At 61.5% G+C, this 21228-nt stretch carries 13 protein-coding genes and 1 pseudogene; 7 read left to right on the top strand and 7 right to left on the bottom strand.

What is annotated here, in order from left to right; all coding sequences use genetic code 11:
• Positions 1–10: 10 nt before the first annotated feature.
• From fdrA to V1599_RS19420, 6 genes are all read left to right on the top strand, one after another.
• The gene (fdrA, locus tag V1599_RS19445) at positions 11–1552 is read left to right on the top strand and encodes an acyl-CoA synthetase FdrA (protein WP_395300681.1); all 1542 of its coding nucleotides are present in this window, start codon (positions 11–13) and stop codon (positions 1550–1552) included.
• Positions 1552–2967: a DUF1116 domain-containing protein gene (locus tag V1599_RS19440; protein WP_297115464.1), complete on the top strand. Its 1416-nt coding sequence runs from the start codon at positions 1552–1554 to the stop codon at positions 2965–2967. Before fdrA ends, V1599_RS19440 begins: the two co-directional genes overlap by 1 nt.
• Positions 2968–2978: 11 nt before the next feature.
• Positions 2979–4523: a xanthine permease gene (locus V1599_RS19435; protein WP_112009634.1), complete on the top strand. Its 1545-nt coding sequence runs from the start codon at positions 2979–2981 to the stop codon at positions 4521–4523.
• A 117-nt stretch (positions 4524–4640) separates the two neighbouring features.
• Positions 4641–5597 carry a carbamate kinase family protein gene (locus tag V1599_RS19430; protein WP_395300680.1) on the top strand — a complete coding sequence of 319 codons (957 nt, stop codon included), beginning with the start codon at positions 4641–4643 and terminating at the stop codon, positions 5595–5597.
• A 1-nt stretch (position 5598) separates the two neighbouring features.
• Positions 5599–6978 carry an amidohydrolase family protein gene (locus V1599_RS19425; protein WP_395300679.1) on the top strand — a complete coding sequence of 460 codons (1380 nt, stop codon included), beginning with the start codon at positions 5599–5601 and terminating at the stop codon, positions 6976–6978.
• Positions 6979–7080: 102 nt separating this feature from the next.
• A complete protein-coding gene (locus tag V1599_RS19420) occupies positions 7081–7815 on the top strand; it encodes a class I SAM-dependent methyltransferase (RefSeq protein WP_395300678.1) in 735 nt (244 codons plus the stop codon).
• Here V1599_RS19420 and V1599_RS19415 read toward each other — a convergent pair.
• Complete coding sequence (locus V1599_RS19415; protein ID WP_297115459.1) at positions 7809–8411, bottom strand: short chain dehydrogenase; 603 nt, start codon at positions 8409–8411, stop codon at positions 7809–7811. The two genes, V1599_RS19420 and V1599_RS19415, sit on opposite strands and share 7 nt — an antisense overlap.
• 97 nt (positions 8412–8508) lie before the next feature.
• Here V1599_RS19415 and V1599_RS19410 point away from each other — a divergent pair, with 97 nt between their 5' ends.
• Positions 8509–9390, top strand: a complete 882-nt coding sequence (locus tag V1599_RS19410; protein ID WP_395300677.1) for a LysR substrate-binding domain-containing protein — start codon at positions 8509–8511, stop codon at positions 9388–9390.
• Positions 9391–9454: 64 nt separating this feature from the next.
• On the opposite strand, the gene V1599_RS19405 is transcribed toward V1599_RS19410, so the two are convergent.
• From V1599_RS19405 to V1599_RS19380, 6 genes and pseudogenes are all read right to left on the bottom strand, one after another.
• On the bottom strand, positions 9455–9679 hold the full coding sequence (locus V1599_RS19405; RefSeq protein ID WP_395300676.1) for a hypothetical protein: 225 nt from the start codon (positions 9677–9679) through the stop codon (positions 9455–9457).
• Between the two features lie 36 nt (positions 9680–9715).
• A pseudogene (locus V1599_RS19400) lies at positions 9716–9775 on the bottom strand (hypothetical protein); the annotation flags it as partial.
• Positions 9776–10133: 358 nt separating this feature from the next.
• Positions 10134–10469, bottom strand: a complete 336-nt coding sequence (locus tag V1599_RS19395; RefSeq protein ID WP_261645174.1) for a hypothetical protein — start codon at positions 10467–10469, stop codon at positions 10134–10136.
• Positions 10469–18811, bottom strand: a complete 8343-nt coding sequence (locus V1599_RS19390; RefSeq protein ID WP_395300675.1) for a hemagglutinin repeat-containing protein — start codon at positions 18809–18811, stop codon at positions 10469–10471. The genes V1599_RS19395 and V1599_RS19390 overlap by 1 nt, the downstream gene beginning before the upstream one ends.
• Positions 18804–19352 carry a toxin-activating lysine-acyltransferase gene (locus V1599_RS19385; RefSeq protein WP_395300674.1) on the bottom strand — a complete coding sequence of 183 codons (549 nt, stop codon included), beginning with the start codon at positions 19350–19352 and terminating at the stop codon, positions 18804–18806. Before V1599_RS19385 ends, V1599_RS19390 begins: the two co-directional genes overlap by 8 nt.
• Positions 19352–20974, bottom strand: coding sequence for a ShlB/FhaC/HecB family hemolysin secretion/activation protein (locus tag V1599_RS19380; RefSeq protein WP_112009624.1), 1623 nt, complete (start codon positions 20972–20974; stop codon positions 19352–19354). Before V1599_RS19380 ends, V1599_RS19385 begins: the two co-directional genes overlap by 1 nt.
• Between the last annotated feature and the right edge of the window lie 254 nt (positions 20975–21228).

Below are 21228 nucleotides of genomic sequence, written 5' to 3'. Positions count from 1 at the left end.
GGAGAAAATAATGCCAACCAAAATCGTCATCAAAAAGAATACCTATTTTGATTCGGTCTCCTTAATGTCGGTCTCCACCAAAGCCAATAAATTGCCGGGCGTTGAGCAGGCGTTTGTGGCGATGGCGACCGAAATGAACAAGGGCGTTTTAAAAAACCTCGGCCTGCTGACGCCGGAATTAAATGAGGCCAAAAACGGCGACCTGATGATCGTCATTAAAGGCGAGGCGGCGAATGATGAAACCCTGGCCGCCATTGAAGCGCTGTTCACGCGTAAGGAGAGCGCGGGCTCCCACGAGGCGCGCTACGCGACGATTGCCAGCGCCAAAACCCATCGCCCCGACGCTAACCTGGCGGTCATCTCCGTCAACGGCACCTTTGCCGCCCGCGAGGCGCGCCAGGCGCTGGAAAACGATCTCAACGTGATGCTGTTTTCCGACAACGTGTCGCTCGACGACGAGCTGGCGCTTAAGCAGCTGGCGCACCAGAAAGGGCTGCTGATGATGGGGCCGGACTGCGGCACCGCCATCATCAACGGCGCGGGTCTTTGCTTTGCCAACGCGGTGCGCCGCGGGCCGATCGGCATCGTCGGCGCCTCCGGCACCGGCAGCCAGGAGCTGAGCGTGCGCATTCACGAGTTTGGCGGCGGCATATCGCAGCTGATCGGCACCGGCGGTCGCGATCTTAGCGAAAAGATCGGCGGCCTGATGATGCTCGACGCCATCGCCATGCTTGAAGCCGATGATTCCACCCGGGTGATAGCGCTGATCTCCAAGCCGCCTGCGCCCGCCGTTGCCGAAAAGGTGCTGGCCCGCGCGCGCGCCTGCCGTAAGCCGGTCGTCGTTTGCTTCCTCGGCCGCAGCGAACCGCCCGCCGATGAGGACGGCCTGCAGTTTGCCCGCGCCACCAAAGAGGCGGCGCTGAAGGCGGTGCTGCTGACCGGCATTAAAAAGGAGTCTCTCGATCTGCACCCGCTCAACTGGCCGCTGATTGAAGAGGTGCGCGCCCGCCTGACGCCGCAGCAGAAGTACATTCGCGGCCTGTTCTGCGGCGGCACCCTGTGCGACGAGGCGATGTTCGCCGCGCTGGAGAAGTTCGACGACGTCTACAGCAACATCCAGCCGGATCCGGCTAAACGCCTGCAAGACATCAACGTCAGCCAGGCCCATACCTTCCTCGACTTCGGCGACGACGATTTCACCCACGGCAGGCCGCACCCGATGATCGACCCGACCAACCGCATCAGCCGCCTGCTGCAGGAGGCGCGCGATCCCGAAGTGGGAGTGATCGTGATGGACTTCGTGCTGGGCTTCGGCGCGCACGAGGATCCGGTGGGCGTCATGCTTGAGGCGATCGAAGAGGCGCAGGCGATCGCGAAGGCCGACGGCCGCCCGCTGGCGATCCTCGGCTACGTGCTCGGCACCGACCAGGATCCGCAGACGCTGGCGCAGCAGTGCCAGCTGCTGACCGACGCGGGCGTCATCTGGGCCAGCAGCAGCACCAATACCGGACTGCTGGCGCGCGAATTTGTCTGCAAAGGGGAGAAAGCATAATGACGACCTTATTCAACCAGCCGCTGAACGTGATTAACGTTGGCATTGCGATGTTCAGTGACGATCTCAAAAAGCAGCACGTTCCCGTCACCCGGCTCGACTGGACGCCGCCGGGGCAGGGCAATATGCAGGTGGTGGACGCGCTCGACCAGCTTGCGGAAAAGCCGCTGGCGGAAAAAATCGCCGCCGCTAACGCCATTGCGCTGGAGCGCATTATTCAGTCTCATCCGGTGCTGGTGGGCTATGACCAGGCGATTAACGTCGTGCCGGGAATGACCCGCACCACCATTCTTCACGCCGGTCCGCCCGTCTCGTGGGAAAACATGTGCGGTGCGATGAAGGGGGCGGTCACCGGGGCGCTGGTATTCGAGGGGCTGGCGAAAGATATCGAAGACGCGGAGCGCGTCGCGGCGTCGGGCGACATCACCTTCTCGCCGTGCCACGAGCACGACTGCGTGGGATCGATGGCGGGCGTCACCTCCGCGTCGATGTTTATGCACATCGTCGAGAACAAAACCTACGGCAACCGCGCGTTTACCAACCTCAGCGAGCAGATGGCGAAGATCCTGCGCATGGGCGCTAACGACCAGAGCGTGATCGACCGCCTGAACTGGATGCGCGACGTGCTCGGCCCGATGCTGCGCGACGCGATGAAGATTATCGGCGAAATAGATCTGCGCCTGATGCTGGCCCAGGCCCTGCACATGGGCGACGAGTGCCACAACCGCAACAACGCGGGCACCACGCTGCTGATCCAGGCGCTGACGCCGGGTCTGATTCAGGCCGGTTATCCGGTGGAGCAGCAGCGCGAGGTGTTCGAGTTCGTCGCCAGCAGCGACTACTTCTCCGGCCCGACGTGGATGGCGATGTGCAAAGCCGCGCTGGACGCCGCGCACGGCATCGAGTACAGCACCGTGGTCACCACCATGGCGCGCAACGGCTACGAGTTCGGCCTGCGCGTGTCCGGCCTGCCGGGGCAGTGGTTTACCGGCCCGGCGCAGCAGGTGATTGGCCCGATGTTCGCGGGCTATAAGCCGGAAGACTCCGGGCTGGACATCGGCGACAGCGCGATTACCGAAACCTACGGCATCGGCGGCTTTGCGATGGCCACAGCCCCGGCGATTGTGGCGCTGGTGGGCGGCACGGTGGACGAAGCCATCGACTTCTCGCGCCAGATGCGCGAAATCACCCTCGGGGAAAACCCCAACGTCACCATTCCGCTGCTGTCGTTCATGGGCATACCGAGCGCCATCGACATCACCAAAGTGGCCGGCAGCGGCATTCTGCCGGTGATCAACACCGCCATTGCCCATAAAGACGCGGGCATTGGCATGATCGGGGCGGGCATCGTTCACCCGCCGTTTAGCTGTTTTGAAAAGGCGCTGTTGACCTTCCGCGATCGCTACTTTTTATAAGGCAAGCATCCATGAAAAACATCAAGCTGGAGTGGAAAAGAGGTGACTGGGCGGCGTATTTCGGGTTGATGACCAACAACCTGACCAATCTGCTGACCATGATGGGGCTGCTCATTTTTGTCGTCGGCATCCCGAAGGAAATTGTTTATGGACGCATCGCGCCGGCCTTCGGGCTGGCGGTACTGGTGGCCAGCGTTTGCTATACGTGGTTTGGTCTGCAGATGGCCCGTGCCACCGGGCGAACGGACGTCACCGCACTGCCGTCGGGCCCGAGCGCCCCGTCGATTTTTACCGTCACCTTTCTGGTGCTGATGCCGGTTTATCAGCAGACGGGCGACGCGGATTTCGCCATCCAGATTGGCCTGGTGTGGTGCTTCGTGGAGGCGCTGATTCTGGCGGGCGGTTCGTTCTTAGGCGAAACCATCCGCAGGATGATCCCGCGCACCGTGCTGCTGTCGTGCCTCTCCGGCTTAGGCCTGCTGCTGCTGGCGATGAACCCGATGCTGCAGGCGTTCGAAGCGCCGACCGTCTCCTTCATCGTGCTGCTGCTGATATTCATTAACTGGTTTGGCAAAAAGCCGATCTTCGCCCGCATCCCGACCGGCCTGCTGCTGCTGGTTGCCGGCACTCTGCTTGCGTGGATCTCCGGCCTGCAAAGCCCGGAGGCGATAAAAGCGTCGATGTCCTCGTTCGGCTTTAACCCGCCGTCGGTGCATATCGAAGGCTTTATGCAGGGGCTGCCGCACGCGCTGCCGTACCTGGCCTCGGCGGTTCCTCTGGGGCTGGCGAACTACATCTTCGACCTCGAAAATATCGAGAGCGCCCACGCGGCGGGGGATGAATACCCGACCCGCAAGGTGATGCTGGCGAACGGCCTGGCGTCGATGCTCGGCTGCCTGATGGGCAACCCGTTCCCGGTGACGGTCTACGTCGGCCACGCGGGCTGGAAAGCGATGGGGGCGAGCATCGGTTATACGCTGGCCTCCGGCGTGACCATGTTCATCGTGCCGCTGTTCGGGCTGGGGGCCTTTATGCTCGCCATCATCCCGATGACCGCCATCGTGCCGATTCTGGTCTTTATCGGGGTGGTCACCGCCAACCAGGTGGTGCGCGAAACGCCGAAGGTGGAGGTGCCCGTGATCTTCATCTGCCTGTTCCCGTGGATCGCCAACTGGGCGCTGACCATGATGAACAGCGTGATGGGGGCGGCGGGCACCAGCGCGGCAACAATCGGCACCGACGTGCTGCACAGCAAGGGCATTTACTACGAAGGCCTGGTGCATCTGGGCAGCGGCGCGCCGCTTGCCAGCATGCTCTGGGGCTGCATTGCCATCTTCGCCATCATCAACAAGCCGCTGCGCGGAGCCGTCGCCGCCGCGGGCGGGGCGCTGCTGGCGCTGTTTGGCGTGATCCACGCGCCGGCGGTCGGCTTCGCCGAGGGCAGCTCGCTGATGTTCGTCACGGCCTACCTGATGATGGGCGGCATGTTCGTGGTGAAGCATTTCCTTGATAGTCGCGAGACGGCGAGCGCAAGCGCGACGGTTTCTGAGTCCTGATATTGCCCCTCACCCCAGCCCTCTCCCCTATGGGGAGAGGGTGTAATCGTTCCCTCTCCCCATAGGGGAGAGGGTTAGGGTGAGGGGAAAATACCGCACCTTCTCAAAGGAACAAAAATGAAACAACTCATGGTCGTCGCCATCGGCGGCAACAGCATTATCAAAGATAACGCCAGCCAGTCGGTCGAGCACCAGGCGCAGGCGGTAAAAGCGGTGGCAGAGTCCGTGCTGGAGATGCTGGCGTCGGACTATGACATCGTCCTCACCCACGGCAACGGCCCGCAGGTGGGGCTGGATCTGCGCCGCGCCGAAATTGCCCACGAGCGTGAAGGGCTGCCGCTGACGCCGCTGGCGAACTGCGTGGCGGATACCCAGGGCGGCATCGGCTACCTGATCCAGCAGGCGCTTAACAACCGTCTGGCGGGGCGCGGGGAGCAAAAAGCGGTCACGGTCGTCACCCAGGTAGAAGTGGATAAAGACGATCCCGGCTTTACGCACCCGACAAAACCGATTGGCGCCTTCTTCAGCGAGGCGCAGCGCGACGAACTGCAGCGTGCTCATCCGGACTGGCATTTTGTCGAGGATTCAGGCCGCGGCTATCGCCGCATCGTGGCCTCGCCGCAGCCCGTTCGCATCGTCGAGGCGGATGCCATCAAGGCGCTGACGCAAAAAGGCTTTGTGGTGATCGGCGCGGGCGGCGGCGGCATTCCCGTTGTGCGCTCGGCGCAGGGGGATTATCACAGCGTTGATGCGGTCATCGATAAAGATCTCTCCACCGCGCTGCTGGCCCGCGAGATCGGCGCCGACGTGCTGGTGATCACCACCGGCGTGGAGAAGGTGTGCGTTCACTTCGGCAAGCCGAACCAGCAGGCGCTGGACGTGGTCAGCGTGGCGCAAATGACGCGCTATATGGCCGAAGGCCACTTCCCGGCGGGCAGCATGCTGCCGAAAATCGTCGCCTCGCTGGAATTTTTACACCACGGCGGCAGGCGCGTGATTATCACCTCGCCGGAGTGCCTGCCCGCGGCGCTGCGCGGCGAAACCGGCACCCACATTGTGAATGAAGGAAAATAAGATGAGTGAAAACAAAAGCCGCCGCGAGTTTATCAGCCAGAGCGGCAAAATGGTCACCGCCTGCGCGCTGTTTGGCGCGACCGGCTCCGTCGCGTATGCTGCGGACAACGCAAAGCAAACCTGCGAAACGGGCAAACCGATGAACATCACCGCAAACCACTACTATCTTGACAACGTGCTGCTGGAGGCCGGGTTTAACTTCCACGGCGGCGTGGCGACGAGCACCCGCACCGAGCTGAAAACGCTGGAGATCGAGGACGGCAAAATCATTGCCCTGCGCGAGAATAAAAGCCACGCGGACGCCTCGCTCCCGCACTATGACGCGGGCGGCAAGCTGATGCTTCCGGCGATGCGCGACATGCACATTCACCTGGACAAAACCTTCTACGGCGGCCCGTGGCGCTCGCTTAACCGCCCGGCAGGCACCACCATCCAGGACATGATCCGCCTGGAGCAGAAGCTGCTGCCGGAACTGCAGCCTTATACCCAGGAGAGGGCGGAGGCGCTTATCGACCTGATCCAGTCCAAAGGCTCGACTATCGCCCGCAGCCACTGCAACATCGAGCCGGTGTCCGGCCTGAAGAACCTTGAAAACCTGCAGGCGGTGCTATCGCGCCGCCGCGCGGGGTTTGACTGCGAAATTGTGGCCTTCCCGCAGCACGGCCTGCTGTTATCCCATTCTGAAAAGCTGATGCGCGAGGCGATGCAGGCGGGGGCGCACTACGTGGGCGGGCTGGATCCGACGAGCGTGGACGGCGCGATGGAAAAATCCCTCGATACCATGTTCCAGATTGCGCTGGATTATGACAAAGGGGTGGATATCCACCTGCATGAAACCAGCCCGGCAGGCGTGGCGGCGGTCAACTACATGGTGGAAACCGTGGAGAAAACGCCGGCGCTGAAGGGCAAGCTGACCATCAGCCACGCCTTCGCGCTGGCGACGCTGAACGCAGAGCAGGTGGACGAGCTCGCCACCCGCATGGCGGCGCAGCAGGTAACCATTGCCTCTACGGTGCCGATTGGCACCCTGCACATGCCGCTCAAGCAGCTGCGCGATAAGGGCGTGTTTGTGATGACCGGCACCGACAGCGTGATCGACCACTGGTCGCCGTACGGCCTGGGGGACATGCTCGAAAAAGCAAACCTTTACGCCCAGCTTTACATCCGCCCGAACGAGCAGACGCTCTCCCGCGCGCTGGGCATCGCGACCGGCGACGTGCTGCCGCTGAACGACAACGGCGAGCGCGTCTGGCCGAAGGCGCAGGATGACGCCAGCTTCGTGCTGGTGGACGCTTCCTGCTCCGCCGAGGCCGTGGCGCGCATTTCCCCGCGCACCGCGACGTTCCACAAGGGCAACCTTGTCTGGGGGGCGGTAGGATAAGGTGCATTTCGCCCTCTCCCGGTGGGAGAGGGCTGGGGTGAGGGCATTAGGCCGCAGGGAATGCTTTATACTGTCAGCCACATTCTTAAAGAGGGATCTGCCATGGCACAAAACATCTACGACAACCCGGCGTTCTTCGAAGGCTACGCCCGGCTTCCGCGCTCGGTGCAGGGGCTGGACGGCGCGCCGGAGTGGCCCGCGCTGAAGGGCATGCTGCCGGATCTGTCCGGCAAAGCGGTTATCGATCTCGGCTGCGGCTACGGCTGGTTCTGCCGCGCGGCGCGCGAGCTGGGGGCGTCTGAAATCACGGGCGTTGATATTTCCGAGAAGATGCTCGCCCGGGCCGCGGAGCTGACCGACGACGCGCATATCCACTACCGCCGCAGCGATCTGGAATCCATCGCGCTTGAAGAAAACAGCCTCGATCTGGTCTACAGCTCGCTGGCGCTGCACTACCTGCCGGAGCTGAACACGCTGTTTGGCAAGGTACAACAGGCGCTGAAGCCCGGCGGCAGCCTGGTGTTTTCCATCGAACACCCGATATACACCTGCGCCACGCGGCAGGGCTGGCTGACCGACGACGACGGCGAGCGTTTCTGGGGCGTGAATCGCTATCAGGACGAAGGCCAGCGCGTCAGCAGCTGGCTGGCGGACGGCGTCATCAAATATCACCGCACGCTGGGCACGACGCTAAACGCGCTGATCGGGGCGGGGTTAACGGTCAGCAACGTTAACGAATGGGGGCCAACGCGGGCGCAAATCGAGGCGTGGCCCGCGCTGGCGGAAGAGGCCGAGCGCCCGATGCTGGTGCTGATCTCGGCCCGTAAGGCTCAGTAACCCACTTTATACACGCGGCCGCTCTGCACCCCTTCCACGCTGCGGCGATAGGCCTGGGCGACGGTCGCGGCGGGAACGCTTTCAAAGCCGGGGAAAAAGCCGTCGTAGGCTTCGGCGGATTCGGTAAGCACCGTTGGGCTAATCAGGTTGATGCGAATGCCGCGCGGCAGCTCGCAGGCGGCGGCGCGAACGAAGCCTTCCAGCGCCGCGTTCACCGTGGTGGCGTTCACGCCCTGCGCAATCGGCTCGTGCGCCACGATGCCGCTAATCAGCGTAATCGAGCCGCCTTCGTTCAGGTAATGCTGGCCGGTCAGCGCCAGGCGCACCTGCCCGAGCAGCTTATCCTGCAGCCCCTGGTTAAAGTCGCTGTCCTTCATCGTTGCGAGCGGGCCGAAGTGCAGGCCGCCGCTGGCGGAGACGATCGCATCGACCTTGCCGATGCTCTCAAACAGCGCCTGCACGCTCGCCTGCGAGGTGATATCCACCTGCTCGTCGCCCTGCGTCCGGCCGACGCGAATCACCTCATGACGGCGGCTCAGCTCTTCCGTCACCGCACGTCCTACCGTACCGCTGGCACCAATAATCACGATTTTCATAGTTGACTCCTCCAGTTGTGAGCCTTCATTGTTTAATAAATAAAAAGGCGGATAAACTGGGCTAAAGTTAGGGCATTACTAACCAGGGGTTTGGAATATGGATAAGCTTCGCGGCATGGAGACCTTTATCGCGGTGGTGGAAAGCGGTAGCTTTACCGGCGCGGCCTCGCGGCTGGAGATGTCGGCGGTGATGGTGGGGAAATACGTTGCGCTGCTGGAATCGCAGCTCGGCACGCGGCTGCTGGAGCGCAACACCCGCCGCCAAAGCCTCACCGACGCCGGGCGCGTCTACTTTGACGAGGCAAAGCGGGTGCTGGAGCAGGTTTTTGTCGCCGAGAGCGCGGTCGAACGGCTACGTGCAGCGCCAGCCGGAACCCTGCGCGTGACGGCACCCACCTCGTTCGGCGGCTGCGTCGTCGCGCCGCTCGTCGCCACCTTTTTGCAGCGCTTCCCGGAGGTGCGCGTCGAGCTGGATCTCACCAACCGGATGGTTGATCTGGTGGAGGAGGGAGTCGATCTGGCGATCCGCATTGGCGATATCCATAACGAGGATTTGGTGGCGAAATACCTCTGCCCGTACCGGATGGCGATCTGCGCCGCGCCGGACTATTTAGCGCGCCACGGCACGCCGCAAACGCCGGACGATCTGGTGGAGCATCTTTGCCTGTCGCACACGGTATGGACCGCGCGCAACGAGTGGCGTCTGCCGGGCGTGGAAGGGGAGGTGCGCTGGAAGCGCGATGCGATCTTGCGCTGCAACGATGGCTACGGATTGCGAACGGCGGCGATAGCCGGTGCGGGGTTGCTGCTCCAGCCGGAAGTGCTGGTGGCGGACGAGCTGGCGAATGGTCGGCTGATTCGGGTGCTGGAGAATTTCACCCCACAGCCGAGGCCGGTGCATCTGCTGTGGCTTCAGGATTTACGACCCTTACCGAAGTTAACCCAGTTTATCGCCCATATTATGCAGGCCGGGGAATAGTGCGGTCCGTAACGCCCGCCAGCAGGGACGGGAGGTGATTCACATTGCAACCTGTCCAGGTCTTTTACCGGTGATAAAAAAACCAGATGATCAAACCCGCAGGCAGCCCCAGCCAGCTTAACTCAAGACATATCCACACGTCTTTGAAAGAGAAGGGGAAATCCTCCTTCACATTCCATGCTAATCCCGCACCGACTAAACGGCCAAGGAGCGTCAGAATGAACACCGCCAGACCTATCGCGCAGCACAGGTAAACAAGGTTAATAAACGATTTAGTGCTGTTTTTCATTCTTAAAGTTCCCACCTGCGAAAGCGAATCCTTTCCGTTTCTATACAATACGAGATCGCTTAGTGACCCCATTCCACTATAGAAATTCAGAAAAATGTATTGGGTGTCATCACGATCAAGCTCATATTTTTAGCCAGTTTAAAAATACTGGATGACCATTCGGGATATTCCCCTGATTCTAATAAAGTAGCCATTCGCTGCATGTTATCTACGATTAGAGTCGTTTTCTTGATAGTCATTTTACCGTCTTAATATCCATATTTTCAGTGGCTTGAAGTCCATAACATAGATAATGTAGATTTGTTACCTGCCAATGCAGGTCTGTAAGAACGATTCATTAAATGAGGTTAACGTAAAATAACTTTAATCAAATGATGTGAGTGAGTCACAGACCTTTTCCCCTTATATGTCCCGTAAAACTAACCTTCCGCCGGAAGGGGCGGAAGGCCGTTTGTTAATCCTCATACTTGAAGTCAATACCAATCCTGAGTGTCTCTGTATCTATCGTTATTTCGCAACCCTGCCAGAATGGCGTTTGTTGTGATTTGATGTTATTAACAAATAACGTTCTAAGCTCGACGAGAAGATCCAGCAAACGACCATTGGCTTGCGCGCCTGCAGTAAACCAGTTTGTCTGCCCTGAGGTGCTATCCACATAATCAAATTCACATTTACAGTGATCTCCTTCAGGAGATAACTCTGCCCGCATAATAATTTTTGACGCGTTATCGGGTGCTGCTGCCAGTAATACTGACCCAATATCGTTGTAGATTTCCTGATCAGAACGCATTATTTTCCCCCCGGTGCATTCTTAAATGTTTCAGCTATCGGTCTGCCACCATCGATGGTGTATTCGATGTAGAACTTATCTGGTCTGACGCTATCACCCACATACGTAGGTTGAATGTTAACCTTCACCTCTTTACCTTCGCTTATTGCCTTGGCCCAGGTATTTTCCATCTGTTTCCATGCGCCTTTGTTCAGATTACCATCCATCGGCACCAGGTTTAACTTTTCTCCAGGCCCATTAAAAATACTGGCGATTAAGTGACCACCTTCATCACCGGGATTACCGCATTTCCCGGCCTTACACTGTTGATAACCATTCCTGTCTTTTACGTTTGCACTCAGGGTTGCTTCGACCTGCTGCGGCCTTGCCAGATGGTCCGTTTTGTAGACTTTGTCGCCATCAAGATTATAGGTCTTATTAGGGAGCGGCTTGTTGAGTTCCTTATTCCAGTTCCACTTAGCGCCAGACACGGCATAAATCTCATCACTGGCCTGGTTAATCAGCTTAGATGCCGCTTCCAGATCGCCTGCTTTAAGCGCCTTTTCCGCACCCTTAATGGCTTTGCCCGCAACATCCCCTGCGCCAGGAATGATGCCAATCGTCGCGGCCAGATAATCAAGCGCGCTGTGCGCTTCCGCGAAGCTCTTGATGTCACCTATGACCGGGACAAAATCTACGCCAAACAACGCCATCTCTTTCAGCGCGTCCCGACGCTCAGTGTACATTTTCACCGCGCAGGCTTCGGCGCTCATCCCGCCACAGTTTTCGCGCTTGTAGCGTTCATTTTCGGCCTTCACTTGCTCTTCGGCCACCTGCGCGGTGGTTTTACCCTGTGCCAGCGCCGCGGCGATGTCGCCAAGGGAATTATTCTCAACCGTCGTTTTACCCGCCTGCGCGCCCGCCACGGCAGACGCAGAGCTGTCGCCCGCCAGCCCGCCGGAAAGCCCCGCCGCCAGCGTCGCCAGCGCAGAAACCGTCTGCTTCTGCGTTTCGTCCAGCTTATCGGCCGGTTTGCCGTACATCTCGAGGGCGATCATCCCCACCAGCTCGCCCGTGGCGGCACCGGCGGCACCCGCGAGTGCGTTTTGATTCTGGGCGGCAGCCAGCGCGGCGTTGACCACCGCGTGGGCGGCGACTTTGCCCGCGTCGTTCAGGCCGCTGTAGTGACCAATCACTTCCGCCACGTACGGCGCAGCGCCGCCAGCAAGGGCCGCGCTAAGATCGCTCCCGGCCAGGCCCTGCACCGCCGCCGTCGCCGCCTGAATTGCCTGCTGATACTGACCGCCGGTGCCAAAGCCGGAGGCATTCATCGCATCGTTGTAGGCCGTCTGGTAGATCTGGCCGTTGATGTCGCTAAGGGTCGCGGTTTTGCCCGGGTTGGCTTTTTCCCACGCCGCTTTCGCCTCCTGCAGATCCTGTGCGTTGACGTGGTTCAGCTTCTCTTTCGCGGCGTTAGTGGCGCGGATGCTGCCCTCGGTGCGGGCAATATCGGCCACCTGATTGCCAATCTCGCCGATCAGCTGCGCCTGCTGCAGTCGCTCCTGCTCTTTCTCTTTGTCGAAGATAGGGGAGAGCGTCTGGTTGGCGTGCGCCACATCGCGGCTGAGCTGATTCACATCCTGAACCTGACGATCCCGATCGCGAACGATCAGCGTACCGTCCGATACCGCCGCGTGCGTGGTGCTGCTGTCATGCCCGTCGCGGTTCGCGCCCACCAGCAGGCCGTTGGCCATGTTGCCGGCAAACTGGCTGCCGATGCTGCCCCCGGTGCTCATGCCCACGCTCTGGTGTTCCACTTCGAAATCGGCGCGGTTTTCAATATCGCTAAAGCCAATGGTGCCGGTATCGAGACGGTTTTTGTCGGCGGTTGCGGTCGAGCCGATCGCCGCCCCGTTGAGCTGGGTATGCTCGCCCACGGTGACGTCATAGCCGCCTTTGCCTGCGAAGATCCCGGTCTGTTCCACCACCGAGTCGTAGTTGCTGTGCATCTTGTCGCGGCTGACGTTGACGCTGGCCGAGCCGGTCATAGAGCCGATGCTGAAGCTCCCGCCCGCGCTGGCGTTCTGCTGTTTTGAGTCGTAGCGATCGCTGTCCTGCTCGGAGGTGAGGGTCAGGTTGCGCCCAATGTCCGCTTTTACCGTTTCGCCGCTCACCTGCGCGCCGGTCAGGGTGGCGTCGCGTCCGGTCAGAAGATTTACCTGGCGGCCCGCGTCGACGGTAGTTTCGCTGTGGGTGGTGCCGTTGCCGCTCTCGCTGCCTTTACCGCGATTAACGCTGGCGGAGATGTTGATGCCCGCGCCGCCGGAGCCGTATCCGATGCCAACCCCGACGCTGCCGCCCTTGCTCTCGTTTTTGCCGTCCAGCAGCTGGGTGTTTTGCGCCGAGCGCAGGTACAGATCGCGGTTGGCGGCAAGGGTGATATCGTTGCCCGCCTTCAGCTGGCTGCCTTCTACCGTCAAATCGCCGTCCGCGCCCCGTTCGCCGCTGCCGGTGGCAATGACGCTGAGATCGCGCCCGGCGTTGAGGGTGCTGCCCTGGGCGGTGTTCTGCTCGCTGTACTGGGTGGATTTCGACGACTGGCTGCCGTAGGAGAGGCTAATGCCTACCGTGTTGGTATTAGACGCATCTGCGCCCAGGGCCTGATCCATCCGCGCAGCCTGCGCGGCCTGTACGCCGGAAAGCGCCGCCTTCACCCCCTGCAATGCCTGCAGACGGCCGCTGCCGGAGGATTTCGCCTGCTGCGAAGCCTCCACGGCGCTGTTCAGCGCGCTGCCGACGGTGCCGGAGAGCGCCAGGGTCAGCCCGGAGGTTTTCTGCTCCACCTCGTGGGTCTGCTGGCTGCGGTTGTTTACTGCCGTGATATTCACGTCCTTCCCGCTGAGGGCCATATCCTGACCGGCTACCAGATCGGAGCCGCTCACCGCCAGGCGATTGCCCGCGCGCAGCGTCAGATCGCCGTTGACGCTGCCGACGGTGCTGCCCGCCTGGGTGGCATCGCTGCCGGTATCGGTAGTTTTGATGCTCTGCGAGCCCACGCTAAAGCCGATGCCGCCGGAGCTCATCAGCCCGGATTTTTTCTCCTGCTTCATGTGCTCTTCGGCATTGCGCTCTTCGGCGGTTTCCACGGTCAGGTCGTTGCCCGACAGCAGGGCAACGTCGTCCGTGCCCGCCACGCTGCTGCCGCGAACGGTCAGATCGTTGCCCGCCGTCAGGCTGACCGTGTTGCCGTTTAGCTCGCTGCCCTCGGCGGTTTGACGGGAAATCACGTCGCGCGTGGTGGTGGTGGTTTTCGACAGCAAGCCGTTACCGCCCACCACTTTATGCCGTTCGTCCAGATCCTGGGTGTTTTCACCCGCCGCCAGCGTCAGGTTATTCCCGGCGCTGACGTTCAGCGCCTCGCCAGCGGAGAGGGCGGCGGCGCGCGCGCTGAGGTCGTTACCGGCGGCCAGCGTGACGTCGCCTTTGCCCGTCACTTCGCTGCCGACGCTGTTGGTCTGCCCCTGTTTCAGGCTGTTGTCGGCATCCCACACCAGGCTATCGCGGCTGGCGGTTTCCACCGTGTTCAGGTTCATATCCCGCCCGGCCACCAGCTGCGCTTTGCCGTTCTCGCCGCTGGCGATCACCTGCGCTCCGGTCAGGGTGATATCCCGCCCGGACTGCAGCGCCAGCCTGCCGTCGTCGCCCTGGACGTAAACGCCGGATACGCTGTCAATGGTGGTGCGGGCGAAGCGGTTCTCACCGTTCACGCTGGAAGCGCTGTTGGTCGTGCTGGTGAGGGTGATGTCACGTCCAGCGCTCGCCAGCACGCTGCTGTCGCCCACGATGGCCCCGCCAACGTTGCTGATATCGGTGCGGGCGTTCAGGCTGACGTCTGCCCCCTGGATCGTGCCGCTCTGGTTGATGATGTTGTCGGCATCCAGCTGCAGCACCTTGCGCCCGGCGAGGGTGCCGCTGTTAAAGAGATCGCCGTTGAGCTTAATCGAGACGTTGTTCCCGGCAATCAGCGCGCCGGAGCCGTCGATATCGCCCTGCTTCACTTTGGCGTACACCTGCGGCACCAGCACGGTTTCCATTGAGCCGTTCGGCATCTTCACCTGGGTGTTGACCAGCCAGACGATATCCCCGGTCAGCAGCGCCATCTGCTCCGGCGTCAGCGCCACGCCGATCTTCAGGTCGTACTGCTTGCCGAAGGTAATGCCGCGATCCATCAGCGCTTTGTACTGCTCTTCATCGTTGCTATAGCCGTCGAGATAGCGCTGGCCCGTAATGCCAATCACCTGCTCGCGGATCAGGCGCTGCTCGTAATAGCCATCGCCCAGGCGTTTCAGCGTGTTATCACCGTCGCTGGCGAAGGCGTCCTGCATGTAATCGCTGCCGAGCCACTGGCGTTCGTTGGTAAAGCGCGGATCGGTTTCCACCAGATACGATACGTCCGCCGACGGATTGACCTTGAACAGGCTGTTGTCCGGCAGGGTGGTGTTCGGGCCAATGATGCGAATAGCGCCGTCGGCAGGCGTCACCTCAAACTGCTGCCCGGCTGGTGGTACCACGGGCTCCCCCGGCTTCACGGTTTGCTGCGCCGCAGGGGTTCCAGCCTGGCCAATCGCCACGCTGGTGCCCTGTAAAACCCGCGGCGCGATGGTGAGGCTGCTGCCCTCGACGCTGCCGTTGCTCACCAGCTGGCCCGGCTTGAGGGAGATGCTCTGAATGGTCGTCGGCGGGGTATACGCGGTGCGGTCGCGCCCCTGCTCGTCGTCGCCCTTGTGGCGAATACGGTAGTAGTGGGTAACGGTACCCTCATCCGTGGTGAAGCGCTGACCGGGCACGTCGTCGTTCTGCACGCTGCCCATCTGGTCAATCTGCAGCGTACCGCCTGCAATCACCTGACTCTTGTCGTTAAACAGCCTGTCGCCGGTCAGGCTCATGCTGCCGCCCGCGAGGATCTTCGCCGGATCGCTCTCTTTGATGCGCGTTTCGTCTATCGTGCGGGTGTAGTCGTACTGGTTAAAATTGTCGTTGTTCGCGCCGGTATCTTCTGGCGTATTCAGGTTCCGCAGCCCGTCGGAAGAGTTGCGGTCCACCCAGACGCCGTTCTCCGTCGAGCTCCAGCGGGTGGTGGAGCCGGAATGCTGGTAGTCGGTTAGCTGTTCTTCCGAGACGCGGACCACCTCGGTGGAGAAGTTATCATTGATATTGTTGATCTGCGAGGCGGCGATCGCCATATCCCCGGCGGATTCAATGGTGGCGCTGTGGTTGTTAATCGCGCCCGCGCGCCCGGTCGCCGCGCCGCTGTCGTTCAGCGCGCCGCCGATCAGCATCGTACCGGCGCTGTAAACCAGGCTATGGCCCACGTTGTTCAGCGTCTGCACGCCAAGATCGACCCGCTCGCGCCCGGCAAGCGTCGCGGCCGTGCCGTTCTCGGCCAGGTTATTGAAGGTGATGCTGTTAACGCCCACGGCGTCGCCGTAGATACGCCCCGAGCCGACGTTGGTCAGCGTATCGGCATGAATAAGGGTGTGAACCCCGTCAATGAGGCCGTAGTTCAGCACCGTGCCCGCGGCGTTCAGCGCGTTGCTTCCGGCGTTGATTTCACCGCTGGCCGCGTTCGTCAGGTTGGTGCTCTGCACGTTCAGCGCGCTGCCCGCCATCAGCCTGCCGCTGTTGGCGATATCGCCCGGCGTGGTGAAGGTGAGATTGCCGTTGGCAACGATGTTCCCGCTGTTGATGACGCTGCTGGCGCTGCCCAGCGTCATATCCCCCTGCGACAGCAGCTGGCCGCTGGCATCGAGGGTTTGCGCCTGAATGGTCAACGCCTTGCCCGCGTTGACCGTACCGCCAGCATTTATCAGGTTCAGGCCGCTACCGTTCAGATCCAGCGTGCCGCCAGAGGCCAGCGCGCCCGCGCTGTTGTTGAGCACGCCGTCGGTGCGAACGGCGAGGGCATCGTTTGCCAGCAGGCTCCCGCTCTGGTTATCGAGGGCCGTGGCGGTGAGGGTCACGCGCTGTCCTTCCAGGCCCTGATTCTCCCCGAGGGTGTTCTGGTTGATAACGTTAAGGGCGTTCACCGTCACCGCTTTGCCGCTGCGGATCAGGCCCGAGGCGTTATCCACCAGCCCTCTGGCGCTGTCGATAAGCAGATCGCCGACGCTCTGGATCTGCCCGCCGCCGTTTTGCAGGCTATCGCTGTGCAGGTCCGTGCCGGAGAGGCCGACGAGGCGACCGCTGCGGTTATCGAGCGCGCCGGTGGTGATGCTGATGCCGCTGCCCTGGACAATGCCCGATGCGTTGCCTAGCCGATTCGCGGCGTTCAGCGACAGATCGCCCGTCGCGGCCAGCTGTCCCGCCTCGTTGTTCAGCGTTTCGCCCGTAAAGGCGAGGCCCGCGCCCGAGAAGGCGGTGCCGCGCGCGTTATCCAGCAGGCCGCCGCTGAGGGCCATCGCGCCGACGGATTTCACCGCGCCGCCGTCATTATGCAGGGCGTTGAACGTCGCGCTGAGAGTCTGGTTTGCGCCAATCTGCCCGCCGCGGTTGTCCACATCGCCGCTGTGGAGGGTGAAATTCCCCTCGCTGGCGAGGAAGCCGCCCCGGTTGGCGAGCGCGCCGCTTTCCAGGCTTAGCGCGCCGCGCGAGAGCAGGGAGCCGGAGGCGTTATCCAGCGCGCCGCCGCCGAGGGCAACCGTCGCACCGTTCGCGACGATCGTACCCTGGCGGTTGTTCAGCCCGGAGGCGGTGATGCGCTGGGTTTTGGCGGATTCGATACGGCCCTTCGCGTTGTTGATCTCCCGCCCGGCGGCGATCTCGCCGTCATCCGATACCGCCGAAATCAGCCCCTGCGCGTTGTTCAGCGTGCCGGTTTCAATATGGTTTTTGCCCGCCACGGCGATGATCTTGCCCTGGGTATTCTCGACGGCGCCGGCGCCGATCTGCACCGTCTTCGCCGCGCCCAGCGTGCCGCCGGTATTATTGAGCATGTTGCCGGTGCGGACGCTCAGCTCGCTGGCGTTCACCTTCGCGCTGGCGGTGTTCACGTCGCCCGCGCCGCCATCAAGCACAACGCGCTTCCCCTGCGTCTGGCTGCCGCTCAGGTCCAGGCCCTTACCGCGAGCGCTCAGGTTGCCGCCCGCCAGCGTCTGCCCGTGGGCGCTGAGCTGGCCGGTGGTGCTAAGCTGTAAATCACCCGTATCGCCCAGCCTGCCGTCGTTTTTTACCCCGGCTGCCAGCACGCTCCCTTTGCTGCTGGTGAGGCTCGCGGCCTTGACCTGCACGCCGCTGGCCGCGGTGAGCATGCCGCTGTTGGTGAGTTCGCCTGCGGCCTGAACGCTGGCGCTATCGCTGGCGCGCAGGGTGCCGCTGTTCTCAATGCGTCCGTCGGCGGTGATCGTCACATTGCCCGCCTGCGCGCCTATCGCCCCGGCATTGCGCACGCCCACGCCGCGCTCGGTGCCGACCATGCGAATTTTACCCGCGTACATGCCGCCCAGGCTGGAAACGTCCACCGCCAGCGTAGGGCGCGCGGTGGCGTCATCGCCCCCTTTTTCAATCTTCGCGTGGGCGGCATCCACCGTATTACGCCCGGTGGTGACCTTGAGGTCTTTCGCCCATAGCCCGGCGTTAACCTTTACCGAACGGGCGATGATATCGGTGTAATCCGCACCGGAGGTGTCCATCCCGGCACCGTCTACCGTCACTTCGCCGCGCTCGACCTTGTAACCCGTTAGCTGCCCGTCCTTCATCTGCGCCTGGCCGGTGGTGAGGGTCGCCCGGTTGGCGTTGATAAAGCCGCAGCCGCTGCAGGTAATGCCCGCCGGGTTGGCGATCACCACCTGTGCCTTTTGCCCGGCCACTTCAATCATGCCGTTTAGCCTGCTCGGATCGCGTGAGCTGACTTCGTTGAGAATGACTTTGGCTTCCCCTTTGGCGAGCCACGGGTTGCCCGCCACCATGCCGCCAAGGTTGGTCTGCACGTTTTTATGGGAGTTATTGAGAATGGCGCCGTTTTTGTCTACGTCGAACCGGGTGTAGTTATTGCGCGAGACGCCCGCTTTCGATGGCGTCTGGATATTGACCTGCGGCGTGCCGTTGGCGCTGCTGACCACCGTCGGCTGCTGGCTTTTGGGCGCACCGGTATTGGCAACGATCGCGGCCTGCGCCGTGTGCACAACTCCCGTGGCCAGCCACAGGCTCAGGCTGAGCGCGCTTACCCTGCCGATAATCTGGCTGTGGGCGTGAGCGATACCGGAAGAACGAGGCGAACCGGCGCGGCCGGAGCGGGCGATATCCGCCACCACCATCAGCATGCCGCGCGCTTTGTTGAAGACAATTCGGTACAGGTTCTTATTCATGGTTCGTTCCTTTAAACGCTTCCGGCAGGTTCACGGCGAGCGGGTGTAGCCGTTGCCACTCTCTTGCCTCTTTACGGCTGACGCGGCTGCCGTGGAAAATCATCACGCGCTTGCCGCGCTCCGCGCCGCGGTGATAGAGCGCTCGGCAGATATGGTCCGGGAAAACGTCGCGGCACATCAGGGCGTACATCTGCGCGGTGTGCCCGAACGGGGCGATCCAGTCGCAAAACCAGAACCGATCCCCGCTGTCCCAGTCCTCCTCCCGCATCTCGATAGCCGGGCGGGTCAGGTAGCGCGCTTCCGACTCCTCGTTCAGCCAGGCCCAGCTGAGGAAAAACACCGGCCGGTTGTTCTCGGAAACAAGCACGTACTGACCGCGCTTGATTATGGGCAGCAGCAGCGTTGGCAGGGCGTGCAGCGGGGCATCGCGGTGCATCGGGGAGTGCATCCACAGCCAGACGGTTGCGCCCAGCACCTCGGCTTCGCTCTCTTCACCGCCGAGCATCAGCGGGGCTTTGATATCCAGATTTCCGATGCGCATTACCAGCTCCAGTTGAGGTTAAACCCGAGGGTCAGGCTGCTGGTGGTAAAGCCGTCCGGCTTCGAGAACGGCGTGCCGGCGAAAAGGTCATAGCCCGTATTGAACGCGCTGCCTCGCAGGCCCACTACGCCGCCGGCGAGGTGTTTACCGATCAGGTAGTCCGAGCTGTAGCCGCCGACCTCGCCATAATCCGCGCCGAGATACAGTTCCTGATTCGGCAGCGGCGTGCTCCAGGCCAGATCGTTACGCACGTACCAGCCGTGGCTGGCGTTCAGGGTGCGTTCCCCGTCAAAGCCGCGCACCGTCCAGCGGTTGCCGATGGCGAACTGATCCTGCGGCGTCAGCGGCGTGTTGCTGATCTGGCGCAGGTACTGCACGCTGTAGCGGAAGTTCTGCGAGCCGACGTCAAACGGCAGGTTGAGCTGGGCGTTAAGCTGGGTGATTTTGCCAAGCGCGGTGGCATCGCCAAAGGTCTCTTCCGGCGCAGGCCGTGCGCCAAACCAGCGGGTGCCGCGCTGGTAGCTTATTCCGGCATCCAGCGTGGCCTGGCCGATATAGTGGCGATGTTCCAGCCCGATGCGCCATCCCGCCGTCTGTCGGCGCTGAACGCCGACTTCGGTATCGTCGATGTAGTTGCGGGTTTCGCGCGCCAGCACGTCGTAGGTCAGCGTGGTTTTTTGCGTGCCGCTGCGGTGCAGCACGCGGCTTAGCTGCACGTCGAGGTTTTTGCTTTTCCCGCTGTAGCGGTAGTCTCCGTTCTGCCCGGCGACGGTCTGGTGATAGTCGTAATCACTGCCGGTCACGCCGAGCATCCAGTAGCCAAACGGCACGGAGTAGTGCGCGGTGTAGTTTTTGCTGCCCTTACCGCCCCTGTCGTTCAGATCGTGGCTGGCAGAAACGTAGAGCAGATCGCTCAGCGAGAAGGGATTATCCAGCGACAGCGTCACGCCGCCCTGATAGCGCCCGGTGGTTTCAGTGCCAGCATCGTCGAGCGACAGGCCCACGCGCCACATCTTGCTCTGCTTACGGGTGATGATGACGTCGCTTTCACCGGGTTTTTCGCCGGGCAGGATCTCCATATTCGCTTCCACCGTCGGCAGCCGCTGCAGGTTTTCCAGCCCTTGCTCAATATCGCGCAGATCCAGCAGGTTGCCCTCGTGCGCCGGGAACGCGCTGTAGAGCTGAATGTACCTATCGCTCTCTTCGGTAAGCTTCACGTGGCGAACGTAGCCCGGCACGATGGCGAGCTTCAGCGTGCCGCTTTTCAGATCCTGCGAAGGAGCCAGCACGCGGGTGGTGATCCAGCCGTGGTCGACGATGCGGTTTTGCATCGTGGTCATCAGCAGGTTGATGCCTTTGCCGCCCAGGCAGCGTCCCTGAGCCTGATCCGCCATGCGCTGCAGGGGCAGCCAGTGCGGCAGGGCATCCTGACCGCTCAGCTCAACGCGGTGAATCGGGAAGCAGGGCGTTTCGGTCGGGAAGTTGATTCTGCCAAAACTGGAGGCAGGCTCAGAGAGGCGCACGTCCGGAACGGGCGGCGTCAGCTGCTGTTCCAGCGCTTTCTGGCGCTGCTGCTGAATAATAAACTGATTTTCCGGCTCAGCGGCACGGGCGGAAAACATCAAAAACAGGCCAGCGGCCGTCGATATTATTATCGCTCTATTTTGTCGGGCTATCATCGGGTATTCCGCGCTGTGTAAGCAAAATGGACGCAATGTGAATATGTGTAAGATTGTTTAAATATTGGCGGGGTAATAAAAGGGGGATTAATCCTAAAGCTAAGAAAGTTCCGAGCCTGAATATCCTTAAATCTGGTAGTTCATGTTCGTCGGCTAAATAAATTTGGCTTTAGTCCGAAATATTCCTTATTCCTTAA

This window comes from Enterobacter sp. ECC-175 (assembly GCF_043968675.1).
Classification (GTDB): Bacteria; Pseudomonadota; Gammaproteobacteria; order Enterobacterales; family Enterobacteriaceae; genus Enterobacter.
Note: the sequence above shows the minus strand (reverse complement) of the source record. Positions and strands in the feature narration are given on the sequence as shown.